12 protein-coding genes, 1 tRNA gene and 3 rRNA genes are annotated in these 20,401 nt (G+C 53.3%); 13 read left to right on the forward strand and 3 right to left on the reverse strand.

Annotated features, from left to right (window positions below):
- Positions 1 to 144: 144 nt before the first annotated feature.
- Positions 145 to 1,062, forward strand: coding sequence for a transcriptional regulator (locus VW41_00520; protein ID AJZ87636.1), 918 nt, complete (start codon positions 145 to 147; stop codon positions 1,060 to 1,062).
- Here VW41_00520 and VW41_00525 read toward each other — a convergent pair.
- A complete protein-coding gene (locus VW41_00525; GenBank protein ID AJZ87637.1) occupies positions 1,045 to 2,445 on the reverse strand; it encodes a pyridine nucleotide transhydrogenase in 1,401 nt (466 codons plus the stop codon). The two genes, VW41_00520 and VW41_00525, sit on opposite strands and share 18 nt — an antisense overlap.
- A 193-nt stretch (positions 2,446 to 2,638) precedes the next feature.
- Here VW41_00525 and VW41_00530 point away from each other — a divergent pair, with 193 nt between their 5' ends.
- Complete coding sequence (locus VW41_00530) at positions 2,639 to 3,283, forward strand: transcriptional regulator (GenBank protein AJZ87638.1); 645 nt, start codon at positions 2,639 to 2,641, stop codon at positions 3,281 to 3,283.
- A gap of 11 nt (positions 3,284 to 3,294) precedes the next feature.
- A complete protein-coding gene (locus VW41_00535; protein AJZ87639.1) occupies positions 3,295 to 3,651 on the forward strand; it encodes a hypothetical protein in 357 nt (118 codons plus the stop codon).
- Positions 3,652 to 3,691: 40 nt separating this feature from the next.
- Here the strand turns inward: VW41_00535 and VW41_00540 are convergent, their stop codons facing one another.
- Positions 3,692 to 4,792 carry a tRNA (uracil-5-)-methyltransferase gene (locus tag VW41_00540; protein AJZ87640.1) on the reverse strand — a complete coding sequence of 367 codons (1,101 nt, stop codon included), beginning with the start codon at positions 4,790 to 4,792 and terminating at the stop codon, positions 3,692 to 3,694.
- Between the two features lie 381 nt (positions 4,793 to 5,173).
- Here VW41_00540 and btuB point away from each other — a divergent pair, with 381 nt between their 5' ends.
- From btuB to aceK, 10 genes are all read left to right on the forward strand, one after another.
- A complete protein-coding gene (btuB, locus tag VW41_00545; protein AJZ91807.1) occupies positions 5,174 to 7,015 on the forward strand; it encodes a vitamin B12/cobalamin outer membrane transporter in 1,842 nt (613 codons plus the stop codon).
- A gap of 13 nt (positions 7,016 to 7,028) precedes the next feature.
- A complete protein-coding gene (locus VW41_00550; GenBank protein ID AJZ87641.1) occupies positions 7,029 to 7,811 on the forward strand; it encodes a glutamate racemase in 783 nt (260 codons plus the stop codon).
- Positions 7,812 to 8,183: 372 nt separating this feature from the next.
- Positions 8,184 to 9,738: ribosomal RNA gene (locus VW41_00555) — 16S ribosomal RNA — on the forward strand.
- A 76-nt stretch (positions 9,739 to 9,814) separates the two neighbouring features.
- Positions 9,815 to 9,890 (forward strand) — tRNA-Glu (locus tag VW41_00560).
- Between the two features lie 203 nt (positions 9,891 to 10,093).
- Positions 10,094 to 13,028 (forward strand): 23S ribosomal RNA (locus VW41_00565).
- 71 nt (positions 13,029 to 13,099) lie between these two features.
- Positions 13,100 to 13,215, forward strand: a 5S ribosomal RNA gene (locus tag VW41_00570).
- The 16S, 23S and 5S rRNA genes sit together here with 1 tRNA gene alongside, the layout of an rRNA operon.
- A gap of 265 nt (positions 13,216 to 13,480) precedes the next feature.
- The gene (locus tag VW41_00575; GenBank protein AJZ87642.1) at positions 13,481 to 14,410 is read left to right on the forward strand and encodes a homoserine O-succinyltransferase; all 930 of its coding nucleotides are present in this window, start codon (positions 13,481 to 13,483) and stop codon (positions 14,408 to 14,410) included.
- A 245-nt stretch (positions 14,411 to 14,655) separates the two neighbouring features.
- Positions 14,656 to 16,254, forward strand: a complete 1,599-nt coding sequence (locus VW41_00580) for a malate synthase (protein ID AJZ87643.1) — start codon at positions 14,656 to 14,658, stop codon at positions 16,252 to 16,254.
- 32 nt (positions 16,255 to 16,286) lie between these two features.
- Complete coding sequence (locus VW41_00585) at positions 16,287 to 17,594, forward strand: isocitrate lyase (protein AJZ87644.1); 1,308 nt, start codon at positions 16,287 to 16,289, stop codon at positions 17,592 to 17,594.
- 49 nt (positions 17,595 to 17,643) lie between these two features.
- Positions 17,644 to 19,386: an isocitrate dehydrogenase gene (gene aceK / locus VW41_00590; protein AJZ87645.1), complete on the forward strand. Its 1,743-nt coding sequence runs from the start codon at positions 17,644 to 17,646 to the stop codon at positions 19,384 to 19,386.
- Here aceK and VW41_00595 read toward each other — a convergent pair.
- Positions 19,383 to 20,216, reverse strand: coding sequence for a transcriptional repressor IclR (locus tag VW41_00595; GenBank protein AJZ87646.1), 834 nt, complete (start codon positions 20,214 to 20,216; stop codon positions 19,383 to 19,385). The genes aceK and VW41_00595 overlap by 4 nt on opposite strands.
- Positions 20,217 to 20,401 lie beyond the last annotated feature (185 nt).

The following is a 20,401-nucleotide window of genomic DNA, read 5'->3' on the forward strand; positions in this document are numbered from 1 at the left end:
GCAGCGGCGCATCGTTCCGGGGTAAGTCGGAGCGAGGCGTCTTGCTGTTGCTGGCTATTATTCACCAACACCGCTTGATAGGGATAATCGTTCGTTGCTATGCTATCTATCGCCATGAACTATCGTGGCGCAGGAGGATAGAGAATGAATATTCGAGATCTTGAATACCTGGTGGCGCTGGCCGAGCACCGCCATTTTCGTCGGGCAGCGGATGCCTGTCACGTTAGCCAGCCGACCCTGAGCGGCCAGATCCGCAAGCTGGAAGATGAGCTGGGCGTTATGCTGCTGGAACGCACCAGCCGTAAAGTGCTGTTCACCCAGGCTGGTTTGTTGCTGGTGGATCAGGCGCGAACGGTGCTGCGTGAAGTCAAAGTACTGAAAGAGATGGCAAGCCAGCAGGGTGAGGCGATGTCCGGGCCGCTGCATATTGGCCTGATCCCTACCGTGGGGCCTTACCTGCTGCCGCAAATTATTCCTATGCTGCATCAGACCTTCCCTAAGCTGGAAATGTATCTGCATGAAGCTCAGACCCATCAGTTGCTGGCGCAGCTCGACAGCGGCAAGCTGGACTGTGCCATTCTGGCGCTGGTAAAAGAGAGCGAAGCGTTTATCGAAGTGCCGCTGTTTGATGAGCCGATGGTGCTGGCGGTTTATCAGGATCACCCTTGGGCAAACCGCGACCGCGTGCCGATGTCCGATTTGGCCGGTGAAAAGCTGCTGATGCTGGAAGACGGGCACTGCCTGCGCGATCAGGCCATGGGCTTTTGTTTTGAAGCGGGCGCGGATGAAGATACCCATTTCCGGGCAACAAGCTTAGAGACGCTGCGTAACATGGTGGCGGCAGGAAGTGGCATTACGCTCTTGCCAGCCCTTGCCGTGCCGCACGAACGCCAGCGCGACGGTGTAGTTTATCTGCCGTGTTATAAACCAGAACCGCGTCGTACCATCGGCCTGGTTTATCGTCCGGGGTCACCGCTGCGCAGCCGCTATGAGCAGCTGGCAGAGGCCATCCGCACGCAGATGGATGGCCATTTCGACTCAGCGCTAAAACAGGCGATTTAAGCCGTTAAGCGCCGCTACCCGATAGGCTTCCGCCATGGTTGGGTAGTTAAAGGTGGTGTTAACGAAGTACTCAATGGTGTTACCGCCACCTTTCTGCTCCATAATCGCCTGGCCGATGTGAATAATTTCGGCCGCGCGCTCGCCAAAGCAGTGGATCCCCAAAATTTCTTTTGTCTCACGGTGGAACAGAATTTTCAGCGTCCCAACGTTCATGCCCACGATTTGCGCCCGAGCGAGATGCTTAAACTGCGCCCGGCCCACTTCGTAAGGCACTTTCATCGAGGTGAGTTGTTGTTCCGTTTTGCCCACGGAGCTGATTTCCGGAATGGTATAAATGCCGGTCGGAATATCTTCGATCAGATGACCCGTGGCTTCACCTTTCACCAGCGCTTGAGCGGCGATACGCCCCTGATCGTAAGCTGCTGAAGCCAGACTTGGATAACCAATAACGTCACCTACCGCGTAAATATGCGGCAGCGCAGTCTGGTACATGCTGTTGACCTTGATGAGTCCACGGCTGTCGGCTTCGAGCCCGATATTTTCCAGCGTCAGCGAATCTGTATTCCCGGTACGTCCATTGGCGTAAAGCAGGCAATCTGCCTTCACTTTTTTGCCGGACTTCAGAGAGACAATCACGCCGTCGTCCACGCCTTCAATCTTCTCAAACTCTTCGTTGTGGCGGATGACTACACCGCTGTTCCAGAAGTGATAAGAGAGCGAGTCCGACATTTCCTGATCGAGGAAAGCGAGCAGGCGATCGCGGGTGTTGATCAGATCAACTTTGACGTTCATCCCACGGAAGATAGAAGCGTATTCACAACCGATCACCCCGGCACCATAGATGATCACATGGCGTGGCTCGTGATGCAGGCTTAGGATTGAGTCGCTGTCGTAGATGCGCGGGTGGGTAAAATCCACTTCCGGCGGGCGGTAAGGGCGAGAGCCGCAGGCGATCACAAATTTCTCGGCGGTGTAGGTCTCGACCGACCCATCGTGGCAAAGAAGCTCGATAGTGTGCTCATCCACAAAGTGCGCATCGCCCTGCAGCATCTCGCAGCGGTTACGCTCGTAAAAGCCCTGGCGCATGCGGGTTTGCTGGTTAATCACGCTGTCGGCGTGGTTCAGGATGTCGGCAAAAGAGGAGCGGAGAAGGTGAGTGTGGTCGCTGTATAACGGGTTTTGATTGAATTCAATAATGCGGCTAACGGCGTGGCGGAGGGCTTTCGAAGGGATGGTGCCCCAATGGGTGCAACCGCCGCCGACATTGTGGTAGCGCTCAATCACCGCTACCCTGGCTCCTTGTTTCACCAGCCCCATGGCGGCACCTTCGCCCCCGGGACCGGAACCAATCACTATTGCGTCATAATCGTAGGTTTGTGGCATGGTAAGGCTTACCTGTTTTTATACATAAAGGCAACACGATGGTAACATCAACCAGGAATTTCCCCAATTCTCGTTGTGCTTTTTCCCGCCTGGGTAGGTCAATGTTCCGTAAACAATCATTCACAATACACTATAAAAGCGGTAGCTTGATTCTCTGATATAGTTCCAGCTCTGTTTGAAGGATTCAGGCAATATGATGGGTGTAAGAGCGCAACAAAAAGAGAGAACCAGGCGTTCTTTAGTCGAGGCGGCATTTAGCCAGCTAAGCGCCGAGAGAAGCTTCGCCAGCCTGAGCCTGCGTGAAGTTGCCCGTGAAGCCGGTATTGCGCCAACGTCATTTTATCGCCATTTCCGCGATGTTGATGAGCTCGGTCTCACTATGGTAGACGAAAGTGGCCTGATGCTGCGGCAGTTAATGCGGCAGGCGCGTCAGCGCATTGCTAAAGGCGGCAGCGTGATCCGTACGTCAGTGTCAACGTTCATGGAGTTTATCGGCAATAACCCTAACGCCTTCCGTCTTTTGCTGCGTGAGCGTTCAGGCACATCTGCGGCGTTTCGTGCCGCGGTTGCCCGTGAAATTCAGCACTTTATTGCGGAACTTGCCGACTATTTAGAACTCGAAAATCGCATGCCTCGCAGCTTCACCGAAGCGCAGGCTGAAGCGATGGTCACGATTGTGTTTAGTGCAGGTGCCGAAGCGCTGGACGTTGATATCGAACAGCGTCGCCAGCTCGAAGAGCGACTGGTGTTGCAGCTACGTATGATCTCGAAAGGGGCATACTACTGGTATCGCCGGGAACAAGAAAAAATGGCACTGGCTCATTTATCCGAGGAGTGAAGGAACGAGCAATGAAACAGTTACAAGATAGAGGTACGCTGGCGCTGGCGTTTATCGCTGGGCTGTCGATTAACGGAGCTTTTGCCGCGCTGTTCAGCTCGGTTGTTCCGTTCTCGATGTTCCCTATTATCGCTCTGGTGCTGGCGGTTTATTGTCTGCATCAGCGTTATCAGAACCGTACGATGCCAGTTGGGTTGCCGAGCCTTGCCGCGGCCTGTTTTGTGTTAGGCGTGCTGCTTTATAGTTCAGTGGTTCGCGTTGAATACCCGGCGATTGGGTCTAACTTTGTTCCTTCGATTCTGTCGGTGGTTGTGCTGTTCTGGATTGTGTTTAAAGTTCGCTCCCGCAAATCAGAAGCGGTTGAGTAAGCCCGATACAAAGCAAAAAGGACGCCTCGGCGTCCTTTTTTTATTTGCGAGTGAGCAGTACGCCGCATTCCATGTGATGCGTGTATGGGAACTGGTCAAACAGAGCCAGTCGGGTGATGTTGTGTGTCTGGGATAATACCTCAAGGTTTTCGCACAGTGTCTGTGGATTGCAGGAGATATAAAGAATTTGCGGGTAGGCTTGCACCATTTTTACCGTGTCAGCATCCAGGCCGCTGCGAGGCGGATCGACAAAAATGGTCTCGCACTGATAGCTTTTGAGATCGATTCCCTGCAGGCGGTTAAACTCCCTCACGCCATTCATCGCCTGGGTAAATTCTTCAGCCGCCATGCGGATAATCTGCACGTTATCAATATTGTTGGCCGCGATGTTGTACTGGGCCGCAGCCACGGACGGTTTAGCGATTTCGGTCGCCAGCACGCGGTCGAAGTTGCGGGCCAGAGCCAGCGAGAAGTTGCCGTTACCGCAGTAGAGCTCCAGTAGATCGCCGGTTGAGTTTTCTGTCGCGCTCAGCGCCCATTCCAGCATCTGAATATTCATGGCCGCATTTGGCTGAGTGAAGCTGTTCTCAACCTGGCGGTAAATCATCTCTTTGCCGGCAACCGGCAGACGCTCGTCGATAAAATCCTGGTCCAGCTCAATCTTGGTTTTAGTCGCTCGGCCAATCAGGTGTACGTTGAAGCCACGGGCACGCAGGCTGTCGCGCAGCGCCTGGGTATGCTGCTGCCATTCATCATCCAGTTTGCGGTGGTAGAGCAGAGATACCACGGCCTGATTGCTTAAGGTCGTCAGATAGTCAATCTGGAACAGCTTGTGGCGCAGGGCTGGAATATCACGAACGCAGTCCAGCATGGCTGGCATCAGGGCGTTGATTAGTTCGCTGGCCGCCGGGAAGCTGTTGACCCGGATGCGGCTTTTGGTCTGCTGATCGAACATGATGTGATAAAGGTCGTCACCTTCATGCCAGATGCGGAACTCAGCCCGCATGCGGTAGTGGCTTACCGGTGAGCGGAATACCTCCGGGGCCGGTGCGGCAAAAGGCGCCATCATGCCTTCGAGGCGAATGACTTTTTCCGCCAGCTGCGCGTCGTACTGATCTGTCGGGAGGTGTTCAGGGGTCATGGCTAGCTATCCAGTCGGTCAATGAATACAAACTACGCGGCGATTGTAGGGATTCGACCCGGGATGTCCAGCCCGATCGCGTTAAGAAGTTCAGCCGGAAGTCTGGACACCCATATAAGCCTAACGGTAGCATGGCTTTTCCGGCCTCCTGAGAGTTAAAAGGGAACCCAGTGTAATTCTGGGGCTGACGCGCAGCGGTAAGGAACGGCAAGATGAAAGCATTATGCAGACACTGCTTTCTTATATAAGCGGGAAGTCCTCATCTTATTTAAGCCCCCAAGCCCGAAGACCTGCCGGAATGACGTCGCAAGTGATATGGCTATCGCGTGCTATTTGCCATATCTGCGGCATCCTATTCGAAAGCGGATGCTTATATAAATGATGATAAAGAAGGTTTCGCTGTTGACGGCTTTGTCCGCAACGGCTTTTTCAGTTTGGGCGCAGGATAGCAATACCGACAATACTCTGGTAGTCACTGCGAATCGTTTTCAGCAGCCGGTGAATAGCGTTCTGGCGCCGACGTCGGTGGTCACGCGCGAAGATATCGACCGCTGGCAGTCAAAAGATTTAAACGACGTGATGCGCAGATTGCCGGGCGTGGATATCGCTCAGAACGGCGGCCTTGGTCAAAGCTCCTCGCTTTTTATCCGTGGTACAGAGGCTCGTCATGTGTTGGTCCTGATTGATGGTATCCCGGTGCCACGCTCTGGTATCGTCAATACAATCGATATCGGTCAGATCCCTGTCTCATTGGTGCAGCGCATCGAATATATTCGCGGGCCACGCTCTGCGGTTTATGGTTCCGGTGCAATTGGCGGCGTAGTTAACATTATTACGATGGCGGATAACGAACATTCTCAGGTCAATGCGGGCGTGGGAACGCATGGTTATCAACAGTACGATGGCACCTTTAATCATCGCTTCGGTGATACGGTGGTGACTGCCGCGGGGGCATACCAAACAACAAAGGGCTTTAATATTCAGCCTAACTCTCCATATAGCGGTGACAGCGATCGCGATGGATATAGAAATTCATTGTTCTGGGGCGGTGTTCAGCACAAGTTTAACGATAATTTCTCCGGTTTTTTCCGCAGCTATGGTTACTCGGCGAATGCTGATTACGATCAAGGATCCTGGGGCTATGCTGGTGGCAATGATGAGCACCAGAATGATACTCAATCATGGGATACCGGCCTGCATTTCAACTCTGGCGACTATTCTTCTCAACTGGTGGCCAACTATCAGCGCATCAAAGATTACAACTACAGCAGCCTGAATGGGCGCTATGCGCCAGGCTCAACGCTGGATAATACGGAACAGCGCTATATTCAGTGGGGCAACAATATTGCCGTTGGCCACGGGGCCGTTAGCGGCGGTGTTGACTGGAAGCAAGAGAAGCTTCAATCAAGCGGTACAACCAGCACCGATGTCTACAAGCGTGATACCACCGGGCTGTATCTCACCGGGCAGCAGCAAATAGACAGTGTGACGCTGGAAGCTTCCGGGCGTGAAGACCATGACCAGCAGTTTGGTTGGCACAGTACCTGGCAAACGGCCGCTGGATGGGAATTTGTTGATGGCTACCGCGCGACGTTGTCCTACGGCACTGGTTTCCTGGCTCCGTCGCTTGGAGAGCAATTTGGCGCTGAGCGTTTTGGTATTGCCTCTAACCCTAACCTGAAGCCGGAAGAGTCAAAGCAGTGGGAAGCAGGACTAGAAGGGCTGAGTGGCCCAGTTGACTGGCGTCTTTCTGCGTATCGCTATGAGATTCAAAACCTCATCAGTTACAACAATAATGCTTATTACAATGTCAAGGCGGCGACGATTAAAGGAGTGGAGTGGACGGGTAACGTGACGACAGGTCCGATCGATCACCACCTTACGTTGCAATATGTAGATCCACGAGATGATGAAACTAATAAAGTCCTCTACCGCCGGGCGAAGCAGCAGGTGAAATATGAAGTCACTGGGCAAGTCTACGACTTAGGATGGAATGTCGCTTACCAGTACATCGGGCAGCGCTACGATAACGACTTTGATAATGGACGTGATGTAAAAATGGGCGGGGTTAGCCTGTGGGATGTTGGTTTGTCTTATCCGGTCACCTCACATCTTACAGTTCGTGGTAAAATAGCTAACCTGTTCGATAAAGATTACGAGACGGTTTATGGCTATCAAACTGCAGGACGGGAATACACCTTGTCTGGCAGCTACACCTTCTGATGCACATCCCACCGTGCTGGTTTTTGACTCCGGCGTCGGTGGGTTGTCCGTCTACAATGAGATTCGGCAGCTTCTGCCGGATCTTCATTACATCTACGCCTTCGACAACGTGGCGTTTCCATACGGCGAAAAGAGCGAAGAGTTTATCGTTGACCGGGTGGTCTCAATAGTGACTGCCGTGCAGCAGCACTATCCTTTAGCCCTCGCTGTTATCGCCTGTAATACCGCAAGCACAGTTTCTCTCCCCGCCTTACGTGAAAAGTTCGACTTCCCTGTTGTTGGCGTTGTGCCTGCCATTAAGCCGGCTGCGCGTTTGACGACAAATGGCGTTGTAGGTCTGCTCGCAACTCGCGGTACGGTAAAGCGGCCTTATACCCACGAGCTTATCTCCCGGTTCGCGACCGAATGCAAAATAGAAATGCTGGGGTCCGCTGAGCTGGTGGAACTGGCAGAGGCCAAACTTCATGGTGAGCCCGTGCCGCTGGACGAGCTGCGTAAGATCCTACGCCCTTGGTTGCGTATGTCAGAGCCGCCGGACACGGTTGTATTAGGCTGCACGCATTTCCCTCTATTACAGGAAGAGCTGCTGGAAGTGTTGCCTGAAGGCACAAGACTGATTGATTCCGGTGCCGCGATTGCAAGGCGTACCGTTTGGTTACTGGAGCATGAAGCACCGGATGCAGCGTCCGCAGATCAGAATATTGCTTATTGTATGGCGTTCACGCCTGAAACTGCGCAATTAATGCCCGTTTTACAACGTTACGGCTTTGAAAGGCTCGAAAAACTGGCACTTTAGCGCCTTTTTGAGTAAAAAAACGGCGCTTGAAAGTTTTTTTCAAATTAGGGGTTGTCAGACTCTGAGAACTCCCTATAATGCGCCTCCACTGACACGGCGAAGCGGCTTCAAAAGCGGCTTAACAACCCGGGAGTCAGTCAGATGAAAGCGAAAATAAACGCTTGACTCTGAAAGAGGAAAGCGTATTATACGCCACCTCGAGTTAGCAAGCGAAAGCGACTGACTCACTGCTCTTTAACAATTTATCAGACAATCTGTGTGGGCACTCGCAGGATTGATATCTCAGCATCTTAGGATGCAAACAAATATCAAGTCTTGAAGAGTGACTACTGATTTTATAAACAGTTTTAATTCTTTGAGCATCAAACACTTTTAAATTGAAGAGTTTGATCATGGCTCAGATTGAACGCTGGCGGCAGGCCTAACACATGCAAGTCGAGCGGTAGCACGGGGAGCTTGCTCCTGGGTGACGAGCGGCGGACGGGTGACGTAATGTCTGGGGATCTGCCTGATGGAGGGGGATAACTACTGGAAACGGTAGCTATATACCGCATAACGTCGCAAGACCAAAGAGGGGGGACCTTCGGGCCTCTTGCCATCAGATGAACCCAGATGGGATTAGCTAGTAGGTGGGGTAATGGCTCACCTAGGCGACGATCCCTAGCTGGTCTGAGAGGATGACCAGCCACACTGGAACTGAGACACGGTCCAGACTCCTACGGGAGGCAGCAGTGGGGAATATTGCACAATGGGCGCAAGCCTGATGCAGCCATGCCGCGTGTATGAAGAAGGCCTTCGGGTTGTAAAGTACTTTCAGCGAGGAGGAAGGCATTAAGGTTAATAACCTTAGTGATTGACGTTACTCGCAGAAGAAGCACCGGCTAACTCCGTGCCAGCAGCCGCGGTAATACGGAGGGTGCAAGCGTTAATCGGAATTACTGGGCGTAAAGCGCACGCAGGCGGTTTGTTAAGTCGGATGTGAAATCCCCGGGCTCAACCTGGGAACTGCATTCGAAACTGGCAAGCTTGAGTCTTGTAGAGGGGGGTAGAATTCCAGGTGTAGCGGTGAAATGCGTAGAGATCTGGAGGAATACCGGTGGCGAAGGCGGCCCCCTGGACAAAGACTGACGCTCAGGTGCGAAAGCGTGGGGAGCAAACAGGATTAGATACCCTGGTAGTCCACGCCGTAAACGATGTCGACTTGGAGGTTGTGCCCTTGAGGCGTGGCTTCCGGAGCTAACGCGTTAAGTCGACCGCCTGGGGAGTACGGCCGCAAGGTTAAAACTCAAATGAATTGACGGGGGCCCGCACAAGCGGTGGAGCATGTGGTTTAATTCGATGCAACGCGAAGAACCTTACCTACTCTTGACATCCAGAGAACTTTCCAGAGATGGATTGGTGCCTTCGGGAACTCTGAGACAGGTGCTGCATGGCTGTCGTCAGCTCGTGTTGTGAAATGTTGGGTTAAGTCCCGCAACGAGCGCAACCCTTATCCTTTGTTGCCAGCGGTTCGGCCGGGAACTCAAAGGAGACTGCCAGTGATAAACTGGAGGAAGGTGGGGATGACGTCAAGTCATCATGGCCCTTACGAGTAGGGCTACACACGTGCTACAATGGCGCATACAAAGAGAAGCGACCTCGCGAGAGCAAGCGGACCTCATAAAGTGCGTCGTAGTCCGGATTGGAGTCTGCAACTCGACTCCATGAAGTCGGAATCGCTAGTAATCGTAGATCAGAATGCTACGGTGAATACGTTCCCGGGCCTTGTACACACCGCCCGTCACACCATGGGAGTGGGTTGCAAAAGAAGTAGGTAGCTTAACCTTCGGGAGGGCGCTTACCCACTTTGTGATTCATGACTGGGGTGAAGTCGTAACAAGGTAACCGTAGGGGAACCTGCGGTTGGATCACCTCCTTACCTAATAGATACAACCCGCGTAGTGCTCACACAGATTGTCTGATAGATGTAGAGAAGCAAGGCGTCTTGCGATTGAGACTTCAGTGTCCCCTTCGTCTAGAGGCCCAGGACACCGCCCTTTCACGGCGGTAACAGGGGTTCGAATCCCCTAGGGGACGCCACTTGCTGGTATGTAAGTGAAAGTTGCGTGCCGTTATATCTCAAAACTGACTTGAAAGAGTCACGTTTGAGATATTTGCTCTTTAACAATCCGGAACAAGCTGAAAATTGAAACGACATGTCGTCTCGTTCTTCCGTAATAAAGAATGAGGTTAAGACATGTTCGAGTCTCTCAAATTTTCATAATCTGAAGTGAAACATCTTCGGGTTGTGAGGTTAAGCGACTAAGCGTACACGGTGGATGCCCTGGCAGTCAGAGGCGATGAAGGACGTGCTAATCTGCGATAAGCGTCGGTAAGGTGATATGAACCGTTATAGCCGGCGATTTCCGAATGGGGAAACCCAGTTGTGATTCGTCACACTATCATTGCGTGAATACATAGCGTAATGAAGCGAACCGGGGGAACTGAAACATCTAAGTACCCCGAGGAAAAGAAATCAACCGAGATTCCCCCAGTAGCGGCGAGCGAACGGGGAGCAGCCCAGAACCTGAATCAGTTTGTGTGTTAGTGGAAGCGTCTGGAAAGTCGCAGGGTACAGGGTGATACTCCCGTACACTAAAATGCACATACTGTGAGTTCGAAGAGTAGGGCGGGACACGTGGTATCCTGTCTGAATATGGGGGGGACCATCCTCCAAGGCTAAATACTCCTGACTGACCGATAGTGAACCAGTACCGTGAGGGAAAGGCGAAAAGAACCCCGGCGAGGGGAGTGAAAAAGAACCTGAAACCGTGTACGTACAAGCAGTGGGAGCCTCTTTATGGGGTGACTGCGTACCTTTTGTATAATGGGTCAGCGACTTATATTCTGTAGCAAGGTTAACCGTATAGGGGAGCCGCAGGGAAACCGAGTCTTAACTGGGCGTTAAGTTGCAGGGTATAGACCCGAAACCCGGTGATCTAGCCATGGGCAGGTTGAAGGTTGGGTAACACTAACTGGAGGACCGAACCGACTAATGTTGAAAAATTAGCGGATGACTTGTGGCTGGGGGTGAAAGGCCAATCAAACCGGGAGATAGCTGGTTCTCCCCGAAAGCTATTTAGGTAGCGCCTCGTGAACTCATCTTCGGGGGTAGAGCACTGTTTCGGCTAGGGGGCCATCCCGGCTTACCAACCCGATGCAAACTACGAATACCGAAGAATGTTATCACGGGAGACACACGGCGGGTGCTAACGTCCGTCGTGAAGAGGGAAACAACCCAGACCGCCAGCTAAGGTCCCAAAGTCATGGTTAAGTGGGAAACGATGTGGGAAGGCACAGACAGCCAGGATGTTGGCTTAGAAGCAGCCATCATTTAAAGAAAGCGTAATAGCTCACTGGTCGAGTCGGCCTGCGCGGAAGATGTAACGGGGCTAAACCATGCACCGAAGCTGCGGCAGCGACACTATGTGTTGTTGGGTAGGGGAGCGTTCTGTAAGCCGTTGAAGGTGAACTGTGAGGTTTGCTGGAGGTATCAGAAGTGCGAATGCTGACATAAGTAACGATAAAGCGGGTGAAAAGCCCGCTCGCCGGAAGACCAAGGGTTCCTGTCCAACGTTAATCGGGGCAGGGTGAGTCGACCCCTAAGGCGAGGCCGAAAGGCGTAGTCGATGGGAAACAGGTTAATATTCCTGTACTTGGTGTTACTGCGAAGGGGGGACGGAGAAGGCTATGTTAGCCGGGCGACGGTTGTCCCGGTTTAAGCATGTAGGCGGGAAGTTTAGGTAAATCCGGACTTCTGTTAACGCTGAGGTGTGATGACGAGGCACTACGGTGCTGAAGTAACAAATGCCCTGCTTCCAGGAAAAGCCTCTAAGCATCAGGTAACATTAAATCGTACCCCAAACCGACACAGGTGGTCAGGTAGAGAATACCAAGGCGCTTGAGAGAACTCGGGTGAAGGAACTAGGCAAAATGGTGCCGTAACTTCGGGAGAAGGCACGCTGTCGGTAAGTGAAACCCCTCGCGGGTGGAGCTGAAGGCAGTCGAAGATACCAGCTGGCTGCAACTGTTTATTAAAAACACAGCACTGTGCAAACACGAAAGTGGACGTATACGGTGTGACGCCTGCCCGGTGCCGGAAGGTTAATTGATGGGGTTATCCGTAAGGAGAAGCTCTTGATCGAAGCCCCGGTAAACGGCGGCCGTAACTATAACGGTCCTAAGGTAGCGAAATTCCTTGTCGGGTAAGTTCCGACCTGCACGAATGGCGTAATGATGGCCAGGCTGTCTCCACCCGAGACTCAGTGAAATTGAAATCGCTGTGAAGATGCAGTGTACCCGCGGCAAGACGGAAAGACCCCGTGAACCTTTACTATAGCTTGACACTGAACATTGAGCCTTGATGTGTAGGATAGGTGGGAGGCTTTGAAGCGTGGACGCCAGTCTGCGTGGAGCCAACCTTGAAATACCACCCTTTAATGTTTGATGTTCTAACGTAGACCCGTGATCCGGGTTGCGGACAGTGTCTGGTGGGTAGTTTGACTGGGGCGGTCTCCTCCTAAAGCGTAACGGAGGAGCACGAAGGTTAGCTAATCACGGTCGGACATCGTGAGGTTAGTGCAAAGGCATAAGCTAGCTTGACTGCGAGAGTGACGGCTCGAGCAGGTGCGAAAGCAGGTCTTAGTGATCCGGTGGTTCTGAATGGAAGGGCCATCGCTCAACGGATAAAAGGTACTCCGGGGATAACAGGCTGATACCGCCCAAGAGTTCATATCGACGGCGGTGTTTGGCACCTCGATGTCGGCTCATCACATCCTGGGGCTGAAGTAGGTCCCAAGGGTATGGCTGTTCGCCATTTAAAGTGGTACGCGAGCTGGGTTTAGAACGTCGTGAGACAGTTCGGTCCCTATCTGCCGTGGGCGCTGGAGAATTGAGGGGGGCTGCTCCTAGTACGAGAGGACCGGAGTGGACGCATCACTGGTGTTCGGGTTGTCATGCCAATGGCATTGCCCGGTAGCTAAATGCGGAAAAGATAAGCGCTGAAAGCATCTAAGCGCGAAACTTGCCCCGAGATGAGTTCTCCCTGACTCCTTGAGAGTCCTGAAGGAACGTTGAAGACTACGACGTTGATAGGCTGGGTGTGTAAGCGTAGCGATACGTTGAGCTAACCAGTACTAATGATCCGTGAGGCTTAACCTTACAACACCGAAGGTGTTTTTAGAGAGATTTTCAGCTTAGTTCAGGATTAGATTGATGGTCACGGGAGTGACGGTCAATGACAGAATTTGCCTGGCGGCCGTAGCGCGGTGGTCCCACCTGACCCCATGCCGAACTCAGAAGTGAAACGCCGTAGCGCCGATGGTAGTGTGGGGTCTCCCCATGCGAGAGTAGGGAACTGCCAGGCATCAAATTAAGCAATAACCCCGACCGAAAGGCCGGGGTTTTTTGCTTTCTGACGATCTCTAAAAAATGCCCGGCCCTCCTGACAGAAATAGCCAAATAAACCACTACATTGTTTATAAACGGCATCATTCTCTATCGTCACCCATAGTTCTTAAATGAAACATTTTCACCTTTTCGCTTCAGACTCGACATTGATCCCTAAACTCGGTATCGTCAGCTGTCTGGATGTCTAAACGTTTAAACGTATGCTTTGAGGATATAAGGTTATGCCGATTCGGGTGCAGGACGAGCTACCAGCCGTCAATTTCCTGCGTGAAGAAAACGTCTTTGTGATGACATCATCGCGCGCCAGCAATCAGGAAATACGTCCGTTAAAGGTACTGATCCTGAATCTGATGCCGAAGAAAATTGAGACGGAAAACCAGTTCCTGCGGCTGCTCTCCAACTCTCCACTGCAGGTGGATATCCAGCTGCTGCGTATCGACAGCCGTGAATCTCGCAATACGCCCAGCGAGCATCTCAATAATTTTTACTGCAATTTTGATGATATTAAACACGACAACTATGACGGATTGATCGTCACCGGGGCGCCACTTGGGCTGGTTGAATTCAATGATGTGGCTTACTGGCCGCAGATCCAGCAGGTGCTGGAATGGGCCAAAGATCATGTCACCTCGACGCTGTTTGTCTGCTGGGCCGTCCAGGCCGCGCTGAATATTTTATATGGTATTCCTAAACAAACCCGGGATGAAAAACTTTCTGGCGTCTACGAGCACCATGTTACTCAGCCCCATGCTTTGCTGACGCGCGGGTTTGATGATTCATTCCTGGCGCCTCACTCTCGTTATGCTGATTTCCCTGCGCAACTGATCCGGGACTACACCGATCTGGAGATCTTTGCCGAAACGGAACAGGGAGATGCTTATCTGTTTGGCAGCAGGGATAAGCGTATTGCGTTTGTGACCGGCCACCCGGAATATGACGCGCTGACGCTGTCCGGTGAGTACTTCCGCGATGTCGATGCGGGGCTTCAGCCCGAAGTGCCGTATAACTACTTCCCGGGCAACGATCCGGCGAAAAAACCTCACGCGACCTGGCGCAGCCATGGCAATTTGCTGTTCACCAACTGGCTGAACTATTACGTCTACCAGATTACACCGTTCGACCTGCGCCATATGAATCCGACGCTCGATTAAGCGTTTCAGCTTCCCATCCCAGGCGCTTTCGGCGCCTTTTTTTTATTCTGAAAATCACTTCCCTCCCAGTTCAAACTTTAATTTCATAAATATCAATGCGATAAATCAATTTAAAATCAAAAATGGAAATTGTTTTTGATTTTAAAAATTCATGAAGTAGTCTTAATTCTGTTGCATGAAAACTGCACAGCCGTGCGCGATTCACTTTTGGCCGTCTCGACGGGATAAGACGAAGGAGTAACCGAATGACACAACAGACAGTTAGCGAAGAGCTGGCCTTTAGCCAGCCGTTTGGCGAGCAAGAGAAGCAGATCCTCACGCCGGAAGCCGTAGAATTCCTCAGCGATCTGGTGGGCCGCTTTACCCCACAGCGCAACAAGCTGCTGGCATCTCGCATTGCTGAACAGCAGGCCATCGACGGCGGAAAGCTTCCTGATTTTAATTCGGAAACCGATTCCATTCGTAAAAGTGACTGGCAGATTCGGGGTATTCCTCAGGATCTGCTCGACCGCAGGGTAGAAATTACCGGGCCGGTTGAACGCAAGATGGTGATCAACGCGCTGAATGCTAACGTAAAAGTCTTTATGGCTGACTTTGAAGATTCCCTGGCCCCAAGCTGGAGTAAAGTGATCGACGGCCAAATCAACCTGCGTGATGCGATTACCGGCACTATAAGCTGGACAAACGAGGCAGGAAAAATCTATCAGCTGAAGCCAGACCCGGCGGTACTGGTTTGTCGCGTGCGCGGTTTGCATCTGCCTGAAAAACATGTGACCTGGCGCGGGGAAGCTATTCCGGGCAGTCTGTTCGACTTCGGGCTCTATTTCTTCCACAACGTGGATGCCCTGCTGGCCAAAGGCAGTGGTCCCTATTTTTACCTGCCAAAAACACAGTCATGGCAGGAGGCGGCCTGGTGGAGCGAAGTATTCAGCTTTACGGAGGATCGCTTCGATCTGCCACGCGGCACCATTAAAGCGACTTTACTGATTGAAACGCTGCCTGCTGTCTTCCAGATGGATGAGATCCTGCACGCCCTGAAAGATCACATTGTGGGTCTGAACTGCGGGCGCTGGGATTACATTTTCAGCTACATCAAAACCCTGAAAAACCATCCGGATCGCGTCCTGCCGGACAGACAATCCGTGACGATGGATAAGCCTTTCCTGAATGCTTACTCGCGCCTGCTGATCAAAACCTGTCATCGTCGCGGTGCGTTTGCGATGGGCGGCATGGCGGCCTTTATCCCGAGCAAAGACAGCGCGCGCAATGAATGGGTGCTGAACAAAGTCAAAGCGGACAAAGAGATGGAGGCCAACAACGGCCATGATGGTACCTGGATTGCGCATCCGGGCCTTGCGGACACGGTTGGGGAGGTATTTGGCAAAGCGCTGGGTGAGCGCCAGAACCAGCTGGATATCAGCCGCAGCGAAGATGCGCCCATTACAGCCGCCCAGCTGCTTGAGCCTTGCCCCGGCGAACGCACTGAAGAAGGCATGCGCGCCAACATCCGCGTTGCGGTGCAGTACATCGAGGCGTGGATCTCTGGCAACGGCTGCGTGCCTATCTACGGGCTGATGGAAGATGCCGCGACCGCTGAAATTTCCCGTACTTCCATCTGGCAATGGATCCACCACCAGAAGACGCTGAGTAACGGCCAGACCGTGACGAAAGCGCTGTTCCGCCAGATGCTTGCCGAAGAGATGTTGGTGATTCAGGACGAGCTGGGCGACCAGCGTTTTAGCCAGGGACGCTTCGATGAAGCTGCGCGGCTGATGGAACAAATTACCACCTCAGAAGAGTTAATCGACTTCCTGACGCTGCCGGGCTACCGCCTGCTTGCCTGAACCTAACCCTATAAAAAAATGGAGCATCTGAAATGAAAACCTCTCGTAGCCAACAGATTCAACAAGTACAACAAGAATGGACACAGCCGCGTTGGGAAGGCATTCAGCGTACCTATAGCGCAGAAGACGTGGTGAAACTGCGCGGTTCGCTGACCCCGGAATGTACCCTGGCACAGCACGGGGCGGCTAAACTCTGGCGCCTGCTGCACGGTGAGTCGAAAAAAGGCTACGTCAACAGTCTGGGGGCATTAACCGGCGGCCAGGCCTTGCAGCAGGCTAAAGCCGGCATCGAAGCCATTTATCTCTCCGGCTGGCAGGTTGCGGCGGACGCTAACCTGGCGTCCAGCATGTACCCGGATCAGTCCCTCTACCCGGCTAACTCCGTTCCTGCGGTAGTCGATCGGATCAACAATAGCTTCCAGCGCGCGGATCAGATCCAGTGGGCATCCAATATTGAACCGGGCGATCCACGCCACGTTGACTACTTCCTGCCGATCGTTGCCGATGCAGAGGCGGGTTTTGGCGGCGTGCTGAACGCCTTCGAACTGATGAAGTCGATGATTCAGGCCGGTGCCGCTGCGGTGCACTTTGAAGACCAGCTTGCCTCGGTGAAAAAGTGTGGTCACATGGGCGGGAAAGTATTAGTCCCGACTCAGGAGGCTATTCAGAAGCTGATTGCTGCTCGCCTGGCGGCTGACGTGATGGGGGTTCCTACGCTGCTGATCGCCCGTACCGATGCCGATGCTGCGGACCTGATTACCTCCGACTGTGATGAATACGACCGCGAATTTATCACCGGTGAGCGTACCCAGGAAGGTTTCTACCGCACCCGCGCTGGCATTGAGCAGGCTATCAGCCGCGGCCTGGCCTACGCGCCTTATGCCGACCTGGTGTGGTGTGAAACCTCTAAACCCGACCTGGACCAGGCCCGTCGCTTTGCGCAAGCCATTCACGCTCGCTTCCCGGGCAAACTGCTGGCCTACAACTGTTCGCCGTCGTTTAACTGGAAGAAGAACCTCGATGACAAAACCATCGCCTGCTTCCAGCAAGAGCTATCGGACATGGGCTACAAATACCAGTTCATCACCCTGGCGGGGATCCACAGCATGTGGTTCAACATGTTCGACCTGGCGCACTCTTATGCGCAGGGTGAGGGGATGCGCCACTATGTTGAGAAGGTACAGCAGCCTGAATTTGCCGCCGCTTCCGAAGGCTACACCTTCGTTTCTCACCAGCAAGAAGTGGGCACCGGCTACTTCGACCGCGTAACCACCATCATCCAGGGCGGCGCTTCTTCCGTTACGGCGCTCACCGGTTCGACTGAAGAAGAGCAGTTCTGATCCTAAAATCCCTCTCCTCACCGGGAGAGGGAAAACAGCGGAGATGCCAATGACGCGTGGCCTGGAACTTCTCATTGCCCACACCATACTGCAGGGGTTCGACGCGCAATACGGTCGATTTCTCGAGGTCACCGCGGGTGCCCAGCAGCGTTTTGAACAGGCTGACTGGCACGCCGTTCAGCAGGCGATGAAAAGCCGCATCAACCTGTACGATCACCACGTAGGTCTCGTCGTAGAACAGCTTCGCTGCATTACCGGCGGGCAGAATACCGACGCGGCCTTTTTACTGCGTGTCAAAGAGCAATACACCCGCTTGCTGCCGGATTACCCGCGTTTTGAAATTGCCGAAAGCTTTTTTAATTCTGTCTATTGTCGGCTCTTCGACCACCGCTCGCTTACTCCCGAGCGGCTTTTTATCTTCAGCTCGCAGGCGGGCAAGCAGCTTCGACCGCTGCCTCGCCCGCTGGCAAAAACTTTTTCCCCGGAGCTGGGCTGGACGACGTTGCTCACTACCTTGCTCTCCGATCTCCCGCTGCGTCTGCCCTGGCAGGATGTGGCGAGGGATGTTGGTTTCATCCTCGCCCATCTACATGAAACGTTCGGCGCAGAAACGTTGCGGACGGCCACGCTGGAAGTGGCTAATGAACTGTTTTATCGAAATAAAGCCGCCTGGCTGGTTGGTAAACTGGTTTTGCCTGCAGGAAAAATCCCCTTTTTGTTGCCGATTCATCGCACCGATGATGGCCGGTTAATGGTGGACACCTGCCTGACCAGCTCGCCCGAAGCCAGTATCGTTTTTGGTTTTGCGCGTTCCTATTTCATGGTTTATGCCCCTTTCCCCGCCGCGCTTGTCGAATGGCTACGCGAGATTTTACCGGGCAAAACTACCGCCGAACTGTATATGGCGATCGGCTGCCAGAAACACGGCAAAACCGAAAGCTATCGCGAGTATTTGACCTACATTCACAGCACGGCCGAGCAGTTTATTGAGGCACCCGGCATACGCGGTATGGTGATGCTGGTGTTCACGCTGCCGGGCTTTGATCGCGTGTTTAAAGTGATAAAAGACAAATTCGCACCGCAGAAAGAAGTCACCGCTGAAAGGGTCCGCGCCTGCTACCAGTTGGTAAAAGAGCACGACCGTGTGGGGCGCATGGCGGATACCCAGGAGTTTGAAAACTTCGTGCTGAATAAGCGGCAAATAAGCCCCGATCTCATGGCGCTGTTGCGGGAAGAAGTTCCTGAAAAACTGACCGATCTTGGCGACCGCATTGCCATCAGCCATCTTTACATCGAGCGGCGAATGGTGCCGCTTAATCTGTGGCTGGAGCAGGTAGAAGGCCAGCAGCTAAGGGATGCGGTGGAAGAGTACGGCAACGCGATTCGTCAGCTGGCGGCGGCCAATATCTTCCCCGGTGATATGCTGTTTAAAAACTTTGGCGTGACGCGCCACGGGCGAGTGGTGTTCTACGATTACGATGAAATTTGCTATATGACCGAGGTGAATTTCCGGGATATTCCGCCGCCTCGTTACCCTGAAGATGAACTCTCTTCAGAGCCGTGGTACAGCATCTCGCCGGGAGATGTCTTTCCGGAAGAGTTCCGTCACTATCTTTGCGCGGACAAGCGCATTCGCCCGCTATTCGATGAAATGCATGCCGACCTGTTCCGCGCCGACTTTTGGCGAGCTTTGCAAACCCGCATCCGTGATGGCTATGTCGAAGATGTTTATGCTTATCGCCGCCGCCAGCGCTTTAGCCAGCGGTTTGGGGAAGTGAAGCGAGCGGGCTAACGCCCGCCGCCGTAAGCCAGAGTAATTTCCTTCGCAGCCTTAATGACCAACGCCCCCAGCTCCGTCACGCGGTCATCGGTGATGCGTGAAATTGGGCCGGAAATGGAGATCGCGGCAAAGGCCTCATGGTGTTCATCATAGATGCACGAGGCTACGCAGCGTAGCCCCAGGGCATGTTCTTCATCGTCAAACGAGTAACCACGCTTGCGGGTTTGCGCTAAATCTTCTTTTAAATGCAGCGGCGAAGTCAGCGTTGCCGGCGTGTAGCTGTGCAGGCCTTTGCGGTGCAGCAGACCGGCCAGTTCGTCGTCGTCCAGCTGGGCCAGAAATGCCTTGCCCGCGCCGGACGCGTGCATCGGCAGTTTGCCGCCAATAGGCGCCGACATACGCATCAGCTGCGTGCACTGAACCTGGTCGATAATAATCGCCTGATGATCGCTCTTGTCGAGCACCGCGAGGTTGACGGTTTCACCGGAGGCTTCCATCAGTTTGCGCAGAATAGGGTGCACGATGGCCAACAGGTTACGACTTTGCAGGAAGCTGCTGCCGACGACAAAAGCATGTGCCCCAATCGTCCAGTGGCCCAGGTCGCCCACCTGATGCACAAAGCCTAACTGCTGCATTGTGGTGAGCAGGCGGTGGGTTGTGGAGTTGGGCAAACCGGCCTGCTGGGCAAGCTCGGTAAGCGCCACGCTACCGTGAGATTCGGCAATCCACTCCAGCAGCTTAAGGCCGCGGGTCAGGGACTGCACTTGCCCGGTAGCAGCCGGAGCCGCAGCGGCTGAGGCGCGGGGTTTCTTACCTCGTTTAGCGGGGACTGTAGCAACCATACTGGACTCCTTTTTCGTATCGTGGAAATCATTTTCGTTTTATTTGGCGAATTTGCAACCGCTACTCAGACTGATCGGAGGAGTGATGCTGAACATCTCTCATGTTCCCGACGTGCGGCTTTTACGACCCTATAGATTGTGCAAGTATGGGATGGCATATCCGTCAGGCAGGGAAAACAGGTGGG

It is taken from the genome of Klebsiella michiganensis (assembly GCA_000963575.1).
GTDB classification, from domain to species: domain Bacteria; phylum Pseudomonadota; class Gammaproteobacteria; order Enterobacterales; family Enterobacteriaceae; genus Cedecea; species Cedecea michiganensis_A.